Origin of the sequence: Duganella sacchari (assembly GCF_900143065.1) — a bacterium.
GTDB lineage: Bacteria > Pseudomonadota > Gammaproteobacteria > Burkholderiales > Burkholderiaceae_D > Rugamonas > Rugamonas sacchari.
In genome coordinates this window covers 56,376-70,198 of the sequence record NZ_FRCX01000010.1, presented here as the reverse complement: position 1 = coordinate 70,198, position 13,823 = coordinate 56,376, and the positions used below count along the sequence as shown (strand labels likewise).

Annotated in this window: 11 protein-coding genes; 10 read left to right on the top strand and 1 reads right to left on the bottom strand. The window is 59.8% G+C overall.

Going from position 1 to position 13,823, the window contains the following annotated elements; genetic code table 11:
- Positions 1-47: 47 nt before the first annotated feature.
- Entirely contained in the window at positions 48-863 is an 816-nt protein-coding gene (locus BUA36_RS21520; RefSeq protein ID WP_072787380.1) for an outer membrane protein assembly factor BamD, read from the bottom strand.
- Positions 864-950: 87 nt separating this feature from the next.
- Here BUA36_RS21520 and BUA36_RS21515 point away from each other — a divergent pair, with 87 nt between their 5' ends.
- The 10 genes from BUA36_RS21515 to BUA36_RS21465 all read left to right on the top strand — a co-directional run bounded on the left by BUA36_RS21515 (position 951) and on the right by BUA36_RS21465 (position 13,814).
- Positions 951-1,967 (top strand): RluA family pseudouridine synthase, encoded by a 1,017-nt coding sequence (locus tag BUA36_RS21515; RefSeq protein ID WP_202413903.1) that lies wholly within the window; start codon positions 951-953, stop codon positions 1,965-1,967.
- Entirely contained in the window at positions 1,967-2,755 is a 789-nt protein-coding gene (gene pgeF, locus BUA36_RS21510; protein WP_072787378.1) for a peptidoglycan editing factor PgeF, read from the top strand. The genes BUA36_RS21515 and pgeF overlap by 1 nt, the downstream gene beginning before the upstream one ends.
- Positions 2,756-2,977: 222 nt before the next feature.
- A complete protein-coding gene (gene phaC, locus BUA36_RS21500) occupies positions 2,978-4,624 on the top strand; it encodes a class I poly(R)-hydroxyalkanoic acid synthase (protein WP_072787376.1) in 1,647 nt (548 codons plus the stop codon).
- 203 nt (positions 4,625-4,827) lie between these two features.
- Positions 4,828-5,379 carry a polyhydroxyalkanoate synthesis repressor PhaR gene (gene phaR, locus BUA36_RS21495; protein ID WP_072787375.1) on the top strand — a complete coding sequence of 184 codons (552 nt, stop codon included), beginning with the start codon at positions 4,828-4,830 and terminating at the stop codon, positions 5,377-5,379.
- Positions 5,380-5,555: 176 nt separating this feature from the next.
- On the top strand, positions 5,556-6,914 hold the full coding sequence (locus BUA36_RS21490) for a GH1 family beta-glucosidase (protein WP_072787374.1): 1,359 nt from the start codon (positions 5,556-5,558) through the stop codon (positions 6,912-6,914).
- A gap of 49 nt (positions 6,915-6,963) precedes the next feature.
- Complete coding sequence (locus BUA36_RS21485) at positions 6,964-8,205, top strand: ABC transporter substrate-binding protein (RefSeq protein WP_072787373.1); 1,242 nt, start codon at positions 6,964-6,966, stop codon at positions 8,203-8,205.
- Positions 8,206-8,208: 3 nt separating this feature from the next.
- Positions 8,209-9,093: a carbohydrate ABC transporter permease gene (locus tag BUA36_RS21480; RefSeq protein ID WP_072787372.1), complete on the top strand. Its 885-nt coding sequence runs from the start codon at positions 8,209-8,211 to the stop codon at positions 9,091-9,093.
- Entirely contained in the window at positions 9,090-10,055 is a 966-nt protein-coding gene (locus BUA36_RS21475) for a carbohydrate ABC transporter permease (RefSeq protein ID WP_371851479.1), read from the top strand. Before BUA36_RS21480 ends, BUA36_RS21475 begins: the two co-directional genes overlap by 4 nt.
- Positions 10,056-10,057: 2 nt before the next feature.
- Entirely contained in the window at positions 10,058-11,143 is a 1,086-nt protein-coding gene (locus tag BUA36_RS21470) for an ABC transporter ATP-binding protein (RefSeq protein WP_072787370.1), read from the top strand.
- Between the two features lie 256 nt (positions 11,144-11,399).
- Positions 11,400-13,814 carry a TonB-dependent receptor gene (locus tag BUA36_RS21465; protein WP_072787369.1) on the top strand — a complete coding sequence of 805 codons (2,415 nt, stop codon included), beginning with the start codon at positions 11,400-11,402 and terminating at the stop codon, positions 13,812-13,814.
- Positions 13,815-13,823: the final 9 nt, after the last annotated feature.

Here is a 13,823-nt window from a genome sequence, read left to right as displayed (position 1 = left end):
CACTACGGCAGAGCCCGTGTTGGATTGCAAGAACTGACCCCGGATTTTTACATCGAAGCGTTGGAGCTCCAGAACTTCCACCAGTGACGTTCGGCTTTTTTGCCTTCGTCCAGGAACTTGGAGTTCGGGTAGTTGAGCCTGAAGACGCGCTCGGTGTCGTTGCGCAGTTCGGTCATGCCCAGCTTGTCGTAGCTGCGGATCATGATGAACAGCGCTTCTTCGATCGACGGCGAGTCGCGGAAGTCGCTCATGATGCCCATGGCGCGGTTGGCTGCCGCCAGGTAGGCGCCACGGCGGTAGTAGTAGCGCGCCACGTGGATTTCGTAGGAGGCCATGGCGTTGATCAGATAACGCATACGGTCCAGCGAGTCCGGGGTATACTTGCTGTTCGGGAACTTGGTAACGAGTTCCTTGAAGGCTGCGTAGGCTTCACGCGTGGCTTTCGGGTCGCGCTCGGTGGCGTCCTGCTCGTAGACGAAGTTCAGGAAGCTGACCTGGTCGTTAAAGTTGATCAGGCCGCGCAGATAGTACATATAATCGACGTTGGCGTGATTCGGGTGCAGCTTGATGAAGCGCTCCACCGCTGCCAGCGCCTGGGCCTGGTCCTGCGATTTGTAGTAGGCATAGGCGATATTCATCTGCGCCTGCTGGGCATAGGTGCCGAAAGGATAGCTCGATTCCAGCTTCTCAAACAACTGAATTGCGCGCTCGTAGTGCTGGCCATCCAGTTCTTCGCTCGCCTCCGAGTATAATTTCGTAGCGCTCCAACCTTTTGTTTCGTCGGCTTTTTCAGAGAAAAGGCCACAACCGGACAAACCAAGCAGAACTACTGTTGCTGCGACTACCGATAATTTTTTTTGCATATCTTTTGCAAGAAACTGTTTAACCAAAGTTTTACGAGGCTAATTATAGCCGATAGGATTACCGTGATATTAAACGCAAAGCCGAATTTGGCCGAATCTTCCTCCGAAACCGATGCCGACCTGATCGCCAATGATGGCGATTTTGGCGACGACGATGACGGCCTGGCTCCGATCGAACTGCAGCTGACCGCCGAATTCTGCGGCCAGCGCCTGGATAAAGTGATTTCCGGCCTGGTCCCGCAATTTTCCCGTGGCCGTCTGCAAACCTGGATTACCGACGGCTTTGTGACGGTGGACGGCAAGCCGGCCAAAAGCACCAAGGATACCGTCTACGGCGACGAGAAGGTCATCATTCTGCCCCAACCGGAGCCGGAAGACGAGGCTTTTAAGCCGGAATCGATGGAACTTAACATAGTTTTTGAAGATGACCATCTGATTGTGATTAATAAACCGGCCGGCCTGGTGGTTCACCCGGGCGCCGGCAACTGGTCCGGCACGCTGCTGAACGGCCTGCTGCACCATTGCCCGCAGCTGGCTGGCGTGCCGCGCGCCGGCATCGTCCACCGCCTGGACAAGGACACCAGCGGCTTGATGGTGGTCGGCAAGACGCTGGCCGCGCAGACCGACCTGGTGCGCCAGCTGGCCGCCCGTACCGTCAAGCGCGAGTACTTTGCTTTGGTGTGGGGCACGCCGCGGATTAGCGGTACTATCGATGCGGCCATGGGACGCCACCCGCGCGAACGCGTCAAGATGGCGGTCTCGACCGCCATGGGCTCCAAGCCAGCCATTACGCATTATTCGCTGATTTCCAGCGGCAAGCTGGGCGAGGGCCGTCCCGTGAGTCTGGTGCAGTGCCGCCTGGAGACGGGCCGTACCCACCAGATCCGCGTGCACATGATGTCGATAGGCTTCCCGCTGGTCGGCGACACGGTGTATGGCAAGCCGCACCTGGCCGACTATTTCCCGCGCCAGGCGCTGCAAGCGCGCCGCCTGGGGCTGGTGCATCCGGCCACCGGCGAGCAGTGCGAGTGGATGGTGCCGCTGGCAGACGATTTTGCCGCACTGCTGGCCCGCGCCGGCATTGAGGAACCGGAACAAATTTGATGTCTACACAGCAGCAGTGGTTAATCCCGCACTGGCCGGGCTTGCCTAACAATGTGGGTGTACTGTCCACCACCCGGCGCGGCGGCGTCAGTCCGGCGCCGTATGACGATGGCATGGGTGGCGGCGGCCTGAATCTGGGCACCCACGTGGGCGACCAGCCGCATAATGTAGCGCAGAACCGCGCCATCGTGGGGGACATGCTGCCGGCTGAGCCGGTCTGGCTGTCGCAAGTGCATGGTACGGCAGTGGCCAATGTGGCCGAAGTCCGGCCGCAGGAAGTGCCGGAAGCGGATGCCAGCCTGTCTACGGTGCCGGGCAGGGTATGCGTCATCATGACGGCGGACTGCCTGCCGGTCCTGTTTGCTGACAAAGAGGGCAAGACGGTGGCTGCGGCCCACGCCGGCTGGCGCGGCCTGGCATCGGGCGTGCTGGAGCGCACGGTGGAGGCCATGCGCGCGGCGGGCGCGGGCGAGCTGACTGCCTGGATGGGGCCGGCCATCGGCGCCTATCAGTTTGAGGTCGGCCCGGATGTGATGCAAGCCTTTTTGAATGGCGTGGTGGACGATTCTGGCGTGCGCCATGTGAAGGCGGCCTTCAGTACTATCGACGGCAAGCCGGGCAAGTATCTGTGCGATATCTACGGTCTGGCGCGCTATCTGCTGCACCGCGCCGGCGTCGCCAGTGTGCATGGCGGCGAGTTCTGCACCGTCTCCAACTCCGGCCGTTTCTATTCCTACCGCCGCGATGGCGTCACCGGCCGTCAGGCCACGCTAATCTGGCTTAAATGAACCAGTATCCCGTGCGGCTTGCTCAGCAGCCCGCCGCCGGGCTTTGCGCTTGCCTGTTCCCGCGATGTACATCAAAGTGCCCAAGGGCAGCACGCAATAGAACAAAAACGTTACAATTCCCGCAACGACGGATGTCTCCGTCAAGGCCATCAGTCCGACTACGTAGATCCAAGCAACAGCAACAATCAGCATTGTGTTTAACTCACTTTTAGGGAACCACAGATGAATATGCCAGATCCTCAAGCTTTTGCCAGTGCCTGGATGGAATCCAATCCGCTGGCCGCCATGATGCAGGATACCGGCGCGCACATCAAGCCAGAGGCGATGGAGCAGCTGAAAAATGACTATCTCAAGGACTTCGGGGTGTTGTGGCAGGATTTTATGAGCGGCAAGACGCCAGCCATCAGCGACCGCCGCTTCAGCTCGGCTGCCTGGCAGGGCAATCCGATGTCGGCGTTTAATGCAGCTGCGTATCTGCTGAATGCCAAATTCCTCAATGCGATGGTGGAGACGGTGGAGGCCAATGCGCAGCAAAAGCAGAAAATCCGCTTTGCCGTGCAGCAGATCATTGATGCGATGTCGCCTGCCAACTTCCTGGCCACCAATCCGGAAGCGCAGCAGAAGATGATCGAGACCAAGGGCGAGAGCCTGAGCAAGGGCCTGGCCAATATGCTGGCCGACATGAACAAGGGCCATATCTCGCTGTCGGACGAATCGGCGTTTGAAGTGGGCCGCAACCTGGCCACGACCGAGGGCACGGTGGTGTATGAAAATCCGCTGTTCCAGCTGATCCAGTACAAGCCGCAGACCGAAAGCGTCAACCAGACGCCGCTGCTGATGGTGCCGCCTTGCATCAACAAGTTCTACATCCTCGACCTGCAGCCGGAAAATTCGCTGGTGCGTTATGCGGTAGAGCAGGGCAATACCGTGTTCCTGGTCTCGTGGTCGAATCCGGACAAATCGCTGGCCAACACCACTTGGGACGATTACGTCGACAAGGGCGTGATCCAGGCCATCCGCGTGACGCAGGAGATCACCGGCGAAGACAAGCTAAATATGTTCGGCTTCTGCGTCGGCGGCACCATCGTCTCGACCGCACTGGCAGTGCTGGCAGCGCGTGGCGAGCAGGCGGCCAACAGCCTGACCCTGCTGACCACCTTCCTCGACTTCAGCGACACCGGCGTGCTGGATGTGTTTGTCGATGAAGCGCAAGTGGCGATCCGCGAGCAGCAGCTCAAGGCGGGTGGGCTGATGCCGGGCCGCGACCTGGCGACCACGTTCTCCAGCCTGCGTCCGAACGACCTGGTGTGGAACTACGTACAGTCCAACTACCTCAAAGGCAACGATCCAGCCGCGTTTGACTTGCTGTACTGGAACTCGGACAGCACCAATCTGCCGGGGCCGATGTTCTGCTGGTATCTGCGTAACACCTACCTTGAAAACAAGCTCAAGACCGGCAAACTGGTGGTGGCGGGAGAGACGGTGGACTTGAGCAAAATTGATGCACCGGCCTTCATCTACGGTTCGCGCGAAGACCATATCGTGCCGTGGCCGTCGGCATTCGGTTCGCTCAACATCCTGACCGGCAAGACCCGTTTTGTGCTGGGTGCGTCAGGCCATATTGCCGGCGTCATCAATTCGCCCGTCAAGAACAAGCGCAGCTATTGGATCAACGATGGCAAGGCGAAAACGGCCGATGCCTGGTTCGATGGCGCGGCGGAAAAGCCGGGTAGCTGGTGGCCGGAATGGGCTGGCTTCCTGAACGACCATGGCGGCAAAAAGGTCAAGCCCAAAGCCAAGCCGGGAAATACCAGATACAAGCCAATCGAGGCCGCGCCGGGCCGCTACGTGAAGGTGAAAGCTGATTAATTTTCATGTGGGGAAAAAGCAAAAAATTGTTCAACTGTAAATTTGGTTGCGTTGCAATAAATGCCAAAAGTTATATCAGATTGTGCAGGACTAGCTTTTTCCCCTCTATAATAGGTGTAGTAGGCACGTGGAAAGAGGACTACCCGTCCGCTTTCTTTCCGATTTTTTAGAGTACGCGCTGCGGCGCAATAAACGGACTTGTGATGAGTAGTGCGAAAAAAAATGCTGACCGCCTGATTAAAAAATATCCTAACCGTCGTCTGTATGACACGCAGACCAGCTCCTACATCACGTTGACCGACGTGAAACAGCTGGTCCTGGATAACGAAGAATTCACCGTCGTCGATGCCAAGACCAATGAAGACCTGAGCCGCAGCATCCTGCTGCAGATCATTCTGGAAGAAGAGGCCAGTGGCGCGCCGATGTTCTCCAGCGACGTGCTGGCCCAGATCATCCGCTTCTATGGCCACGCCATGCAGGGCATGATGGGTTCCTACCTGGAGAAGAACGTCCAGGCCTTTACCGATATCCAGCGTAAGTTCACCAGCACCGCCGTGGGCGGCCAGCCGTTCAGCCCGGAAATGTGGACTCAGTTCATGAATGTGCAGGGCCCGATGATGCAGGGCATGATGAACAACTACATCGACCAGAGCAAGAGCCTGTTCGTGCAGATGCAGGAACAGATGCAGAGCCAGAGCAAAAACCTGTTCGGCACCTTCCCGTTCGCACCAGTCCCGCCTACCGATAAAAAGTAATTTCGCTACGTGTTGCAGTGCGTATAGACGGCACAGCCTCCTCAGGTGGCTGTGCCGTTTTTGTAACCAGGCTACAAAATCCACCAATAATTCGTTGACACCCGAAATTCTTCGCTGTTAGTATCTAATCATCTTGTGGAAGCGCTTCCACTTCCTATTCAAGCGAAGGAGCTTTTGTGGTTGAAGAGACGTTTTCGCCGCCGGCCGGCTCGGTCCTGTGGCGCAAGGATTTCCTGGTAGGCGCGGCTACTGCGGCGTATCAGATTGAAGGCGCGATCCATGAAGATGGTCGTATCCCGTCGATCTGGGATACTTTTTCCGCCACGCCCGGCAAAACGCTGGCCGGCGACACCGGCGAATTCGCCTGCGATCATTATCACCGCTGGCAGGAAGACGTCGAACTGCTGGCATCCCTGAACGTCGGCGCCTACCGCCTGTCGATCTCCTGGCCGCGTGTCATGACCGCTGACGGCCATCCTAACCAGAAAGGCATCGCGTTCTACCGCAACCTGCTGAAGGCGCTGCGCGCCAAGGGCCTCAAAACTTTCGTCACCCTGTACCACTGGGACCTGCCGCAGCACCTGGAAGACAAGGGCGGCTGGGTCAACCGCGACACCGCCTACAAGTTTGCTGAATACGCCGACATCATCAGCAAGGAACTCAAAGGCCTGGTCGATGCGTGGGCCACGCTGAACGAGCCATGGTGCTCGGCCATGCACGGCTACGGCACCGGCCACCACGCGCCGGGCAAGCAGGACGTGGTGTTCGCCACGCAGGCCATGCACCATCTGCTGCTGGGCCACGGCCTGGCCGTGCAGCACCTGCGCGCCAACGATCCGGCAGCGCAAGTGGGCATCGTCGCCAATGTGGGGCGCGGCACCAGCACGGACGCCAGCCCGGCCGGCCAGCGCGCCGCCTGGCTGTTTGAGCTGCAGCACAATAACTGGATCCTCGATCCGCTGCTCAAGAAATCCTATCCCTCCGCGTTGTGGGAGCTGTGGCCAGGCGCCGAGCCGACCATCCTCAATGGCGACATGGACCTCATCGGCGCGCCGCTCGACTTCCTGGGGATTAACTACTACTTCCGCACCAATGTGGTGAGCGACGGTAAGCACGGCTACACCGAAGTCGATCTGGACGGCGTGGAGCGCACGCAAATGGGATGGGAAGTGTACCCGGATGGCCTGCGCCATCTGCTGGTCGGCTTCCACCAGGAGTATGCTAATCTGCCGCCGATTTACATTACCGAAAACGGCATGGCCACTGACGATCGTGTCATTGATGGCGAGGTCGATGACCACCAGCGCATCTCCTTCCTGAACCGCCACCTGGAGGCAGTGAACCAGGCGGTGAAAGCCGGTGTGGATGTACGTGGCTACTTTATCTGGTCGCTGATGGACAATTTCGAATGGGCCTTTGGATATGAGCGCCGTTTCGGTATTATCCATGTCGACTATGCCACGCAAAAGCGCACGCCGAAACGCAGCGCGAAACTGGTTACACAATTTTTGGCGGAGAGAGCGTCCAAAAATTAAGCTGTACGAATAGAATGGGGCGCTCGACGCCCTCACGGAGACAGACAGTATGTACAAAGCCTCAAAGCTGGGCAGCGCCATTGCGCTCGCCCTGGTAGCAAGTGGTGCAGCTCATGCACAAGCGCCGTTGAAAGCAACCGTCATTCATTGGTGGACCTCGGGTGGCGAGTCGGCCGCAGTCAAGCAGTTCGCCGAAGCCTATAACAAGGCGGGCGGCCAGTGGGTCGACCAGGCTATCGCCGGCGCCGACCAGTCGCGCGCCACCACCATCAACCGCATCGTCGGCGGCAATGCGCCGACCGCAGCGCAGTTCAACACCTCCAAGCAGTTCCGCGACTTCGTGGAGCAGGGCCTGCTGAATAACGTCGATGACGTCGCGATCGCCGGCAAGTGGGACCAGATCATGCCGCCGTCGATCCTGCAAGCGATCAAGATCAATGGCCACTTCTATGCGGCGCCGGTGGACATCCACATGCCTGCATGGTTCTTCTACTCCAAAGCCGCATATAAAAAAGCCGGCATCACCAACGAGCCGCAAACCTGGGAAGAATTCCTGGCGCAGCTGGGCAAGCTGAAAGCCGCAGGCGTGGTGCCGCTGGCCTTCGGTGGCCAGGTGTGGCAGGAGAAGATCACCTTCGACGCCATCTTCGCCATGGTCGGTGGTGCGGACCTGTACCTGAAGGTGTACCGCGACCGCGACCAGAAAGCCGTCATGTCGCCCGCCTTCAAACAGGTGCTGGTCGAATTCAAAAAGCTCAAAGGCTTTGTGGATGCTGGCTCGCCAGGCCGCAACTGGAACGACGCGACCGCGATGGTCGTACAGGGCAAAGCCGGCGTGCAGATCATGGGCGACTGGGCCAAGGGCGAATTCGCCGCTGCCAAACAAGTCGCGGGCAAGGACTTCGGCTGCTACCCGGGCTTTGGACCGAAGGCGCCGTACATCGTGGCCGGCGATGCCTTCGTGTTCCCGAAAACGAATGACGCCAATGCCATCAAGGCGCAAAAACTTTTGGCCAATGTGGTAACGTCTCCAACGGCCCAGGTAGCGTTCGCAGCGCGTAAGGGCGCGATCCCGATTCGCGGCGACGTCGATGAATCACAGCTGGATATTTGCGCGCGCCAGGGCCTGGCCATCATGCGCGACAAGTCGCGCCAGCTGCCCAATACCGAGATGCTGGCTTCACCGGATACCACCGGCGCACTGCAGGACGTGCTGACCAGCTACTGGAACAAGAACCAGTCGCCGGAAGACGCGCAAAAAGCGTTTGCCCGCGCCATTAAAGGCGAATAAGTCATGTTCAAGAAACGTATCAACGTTTCATTCGCGGCCTACGTCGCCATCCTGCCGATGGCGTTGACCGTGCTGCTGGCCTACCTCGGCACCATGCTGTGGACGGCGCGCGTATCAGTCAGTAGCTCGCGCACTTTCCCGGCCAGCGACTTTGTCGGCGCCTCGCAGTATGTCCGCCTGTTCAACAACGAGCGCTGGCTGCTGTCGCTGCAAAACGTCGCGCTCTACGGCGTGCTGTTCATCGCCCTGTGCCTGCTGATCGGCTTCCTGCTGGCGGTGTTCATCGACCAGAAGGTGATGGCGGAAGGTGCATTGCGTACCGTGTTCCTGTATCCGTATGCGATGTCGTTCGTGGCCACGGGCCTGATCTGGCAGTGGATACTGAATCCCGAACTGGGCATCCAGGAAGTGCTGCATAAAATGGGCTGGGCCAATGCGCAATTCGACTGGATTGTCGACCAGGACATGGCCATCTATACCATCGTGATCGCCACCGTGTGGCAGGCGTCCGGCCTGGTGATGGCGCTGATGCTGTCCGGCCTGCGGGGCGTGGATGAGGAAATCTGGAAGGCCGCCCGTATCGACGGCATCCCGCGCTGGCGCGTCTACTGCAGCATCGTGCTGCCGATGCTGGGGGCCTCGGTATCGACCGCCTTCGTGCTGCTGTTCGTGATGGTGGTGAAGGTATTCGACGCTGTCGTCGCCATGACGCAGGGCGGTCCTGGCACCGCCAGCGAAGTGCCGGCCAAGTTCATCATGGATTATCTGTTCGGCCGCGCCAATATCGGCCTGGCTTCCGCTGCTTCGATCGTACTGCTGCTGACAGTACTGGCCATCGTCGCGCCGCTGTATTTTGTGCGTAACCGCCGCGCTGCGATGGGGGCATGATGGGACAAGTTGTGAAACTCGATAAAACCACCGGCGTTGCCGCCGCTGAACCTGCGCACCCCAATGCCGCCAACGACGCCAGCATCCCGACACCGCGTCCACGCCGCAGCCTGGCGTGGACACCGGCGCGCATCGGCGTGTATGCCTTCCTGATGATCGCCGCGCTGTTCTTCCTGCTGCCGCTGTACGTGATGCTGGTGACGTCGGTGAAACCGATGGAAGAGATCCGTCTCGGTACGCTGTTTGCGCTGCCGCAGCACTTCACGCTGGAGCCATGGACCCAAGCCTGGTCATCGGCGTGTACGGGCCTGGAGTGCAACGGTATCCGTGGCGGCTTCTGGAACTCGGTCGCCATCGTTGTCCCCAGCACCATTTTATCGATAGCGATCGGTGCGGTGAACGGCTATGCGCTGTCGTTCTGGCGTCCGCGTGGCGCCGGCTTCCTGTTTGCGATCCTGATGATGGGCGCCTTCATACCGGTGCAGGTGATGATCTACCCGCTGGTGCGCGTGCTGGCGTCGGTGAACCTGTTCAGCTCTCTGCCGGGCATCATCCTTATCCACACCATCTTCGGCATGCCGGTGATGACGCTGCTGTTCCGTAACTACTATGCCGCGCTGCCGCTGGAACTGTTCAAGGCCGCGCGTATCGATGGCGGTGGTTTCTGGCGTATCTTCCTGCAGCTGATGGTACCGATGTCGACGCCGGTGATCGTGGTTGCCGTCATCATGCAGGTGACCGGCATCTGGAACGACTTCCTGCTTGGCCTGGTGTTTGCGGGTTCCGAGCATCTGCCGATGACGGTGCAGCTGAATAACATCATCAACACCACCACTGGCGAGCGGCTGTACAACGTGAATATGGCGGCGACCATCCTGACCTCGGTCGTGCCGCTGGCGCTCTACTTTATTTCTGGCCGCTGGTTCGTGCGCGGCATCGCTTCTGGCGCTGTGAAGGGTTAAACATGTCTAACGTAGCTATTCGTAATTTGCAGATCCAACTCGGTGGCAACAAGGTCATCGAGTCCTTGAACCTGGACGTGAAAGCAGGGGAGTTCGTGGTGCTGCTCGGTCCATCGGGCTGCGGCAAATCCACACTGCTGCACAGTATCGCAGGCCTGATCGACACCAGCGCCGGCCAGATCGAAATTGGCGGCAAAGACATGACCTGGGCCGATCCCAAAGACCGCGGCATCGCGCTGGTGTTCCAGTCCTATGCGCTGTATCCAACCATGAACGTGGAATCGAATATGTCCTTCGGCTTGCGCATCAATGGCACGCCGAAAGCGGAGATCGCGCGCCGCGTCTCGCGCGCCTCCGACATGCTGCAACTGGGGCCGCTGCTCAAGCGCAAGCCGGCCAACCTGTCCGGTGGCCAGCGCCAACGCGTCGCCATCGGCCGCGCCATCGTGCGCGAAGCCGACGTCATGCTGTTTGACGAACCACTGTCCAACCTCGACGCCAAGCTGCGCACAGAACTGCGCCGCGAACTGAAACAGCTGCACAAACAGCTGGGCGCCACCATGATCTACGTGACCCACGACCAGGTCGAGGCAATGACGCTGGCGCAGCGCATGGCCGTGATGAAAGGCGGCGTAGTGCAGCAGTTCGACACGCCGGACATCATCTACAACACGCCGGCCAACCTGTTCGTCGCCACCTTCCTCGGCTCGCCGGGCATGAACCTGTTCAAGGGCGAGGTCGAACAGCAGGGCGGCCGCGCCATCTTCAGCAACCAGCACATGTCAGTCGACGTGACTGGCTATCCATTCAAGGCGCCACTGGCCGGCAAGCACGCGTGCGTGCTGGGTGTGCGTCCCGAAGACATCGACGTCGGTCACAGCGACGGCGCCGGTCAGACGATGCGCGCATCGGTCTCGCTGATCGAGGCCATGGGCGCGCACCGCGTAGTGTGGCTGGATTTCCACGGTACCCAGGTGGCTGGCATCGTGCAAGACCAGCAGCAGATCGAAACCGAGAGCAGCATCACCTTCTCAGTCCGCACCAGCCGTATTTCCCTGTTTGACGGAGCCAGCGAACAGCGGCTCTAAAAAAATTTGGGGTCAGGTCCGTCATTTCTACACGACCTCATCCTTAACACGCGTTTACGGATGAGGTCGTGTAGAAATGACGGACCTGACCCCGGAGTTCTGCCCCAAGTTTTTGTAGTTAGTTAGACCCCGGGCCGCCACGGCATGGCCCGACGCCTTCGTGCGTCTTGTGGTGGAACCGGTTCCACCGTGCATAGTCGTCCAAAGAGCCGGCAGGCACGCCACCTTAACTGATGGAAGAAGCGAGGATAGACAAATGAAAAAAACGATTTTGGCTCTCAGCATTGCGCAGATGGCACTTGCGACCGGCGCCGCCTATGCCCAGCAAGCGTCGCCGGATGCGCCTGCCGCCAGCGATGATATGGAGAAGATCATCGTCACGGCCACCCGCCGCGATACGCTGGTCCAGGACACGCCGCTGGCGATTACCGCCTACACCCAGGACACGCTGGCCAATAATCAGGTCAAGGACCTGGCCACGATGACTGCCATGGTGCCTAGCCTGGTGGTCGAGCCGCACAGCGACTCGGGCGGCGTCCACGTGTACATGCGCGGCGTCGGCTCGGCCAATCACACGGAGCTGGGCGACCCGGCCGTGGCGTTTTATGTGGACGGCATCTATGTGCCGCGTCCCCAAGGTGCGACGGCGCTGATGTATGACCTCAACCACGTTGAGGTGGCACGCGGCCCGCAAGGTACGCTGAATGGCCGTAACTCGACTGCCGGTGCGGTCAACCTGGTGTCCGGTGCGCCCAGCACCAGCAAGGTGTTTGGCTCGGCCAGCATCGTGCTCGGCGACTATCACCGCGTGCAAACGCAGGGCATGATTAATATTCCGCTCAGCGACGATATCGCGCTGCGCATCGCTGCCATCAAGGACCAGCACGACGGCTACGTCGATTTCCGCAAGGGCTCGAACGTGATGCCGGGCGCGCAGAAGTACGGCGCCGGTAATCAGCAGGGCGCGCGCGCTTCGCTGCTGTGGAAGTTCACGCCGGATCTGAAGGCGACCTTCATCGTTGACTACTACAGCGACACGGGCGCCGGCAATATCTACCTGTCGGCGGAGCCCAAGCCTGGCCAGGATCTGCGCTCGGCCCTGATCGATACCCCGGGCACGCTCGACCAGTCCATCATCACCGCCAAGACCAAGGTGCAATGGCGTCCGGTGGAAGGGATCGAGGCGCAGTATCTGGGTTCGTGGAGCCGCCTGAAGCGCAGTAACGCCAGCGATGCGGATGCGGGTTTCTACCCGGGCTTCAAGGCGGAGAACCGAACGGAGTGGGGCCAGTTCGACAGCGTCTCCAACGAGCTGCAACTGCGCTCGGATTCGGAAGCGCCGCTGCAGTGGGTGGGCGGCCTGTTCTTCTTCCGCGAGAAGAACAAGATCCGCTTTGACATTGACCGCAGCCAGATTTCGGAAGCCATGCTGGCGCAGGATATCGCCAACGGCAGCGTGATCTTCGTGCAGCCGACCGTGGGCCAGTATGCCTCGGCGATGTCTTTCATCCAGGGCGACCGTCAGCTGCATTCGAAAGCCGCTTTTGCACAGGCAAGCTATGAGCTGGATCCGGTGTGGAAGCTGACCGCAGGCGCACGTTATACCAAGGATCACAAATACGATATCGGTGGCCAGAACTGGGCCTGCCCGAACTGGCCGGATAACGCACCGCGCGGCGCGACGCTGACGCCAAGCCAGATCGCGCAGCTGGTGACGCCAGGCGTGGGCACCATCAACACCCACAATATCGGCCCAGGCGGTGTGGTGAACCAGGCCACCTGCGGCAATACCTACGGCGATAACACGGCGGATCTGGCGTATGGCCAGGCCACCTGGCTGGGTCGCGTGGAGTACAAGCTGTCGAAAGATATCCTGACCTTTGCCTCGGTGACCACCGGCTTCCACTCGCCGGCGATCGGCGATGGCGGCGCCACCACCAAGCCGGAAAAGCTGACCAGCTATGAAATCGGCTTCAAGTCGGATCTGCTGGACCACAAGCTGTCGCTGAATATCGATGGCTTCTGGATGAAGTACAAGGACAAGCTGGAGTCTCAGGTGGTCAACAACACGCTGCAGAACTTCAACGCGGCCGGCGCTTCGGTCAAGGGTGTGGAAGCGGAATGGGCATGGCGTCCGACCAATGTGGACCGTTTCAGCGGCAACGCTACCTGGCTCAAGGCGCGCTATGACGATTTCCTGTCGTGCGACGTGGATGCCGCGCGTGCCAATGGCCAGTCCTGCGGCACGACTGCGCCTACCGTCAACGTTGGCGGCAGCGTGCTGAAACACGCGCCGACCTTTGCGGCGACGCTGATGTATGAACATGACTTCACGCTCGGCAAGGGCCGTGTCACGCCGCGCGTGTCGCTGCACCATGAGAGCGAGTCCTTCGTCGGCTCAGGCGCTTTCAGCAACGATGTGCCGGGCCATCCTGGCGTGAAGATGCAGGCTGCCTACAGCACGCTGGACCTGAGCGTGCGCTACGAACCGTTCGGCAAGGCTTACACCGCTGAACTGTTCGTGAACAACGCGACTGACAAGGAAGTGAAGTATGACGCGATTGAAGTCTGCACGCAGGTCGGCGCACCATGCCAGCCTACGCAGCAGATCTGGGCCGCGTATTACAACAACCCACGCACCTTTGGCGCGCGCGTTTCGATGAAGTTTTAGTAGTAGGGG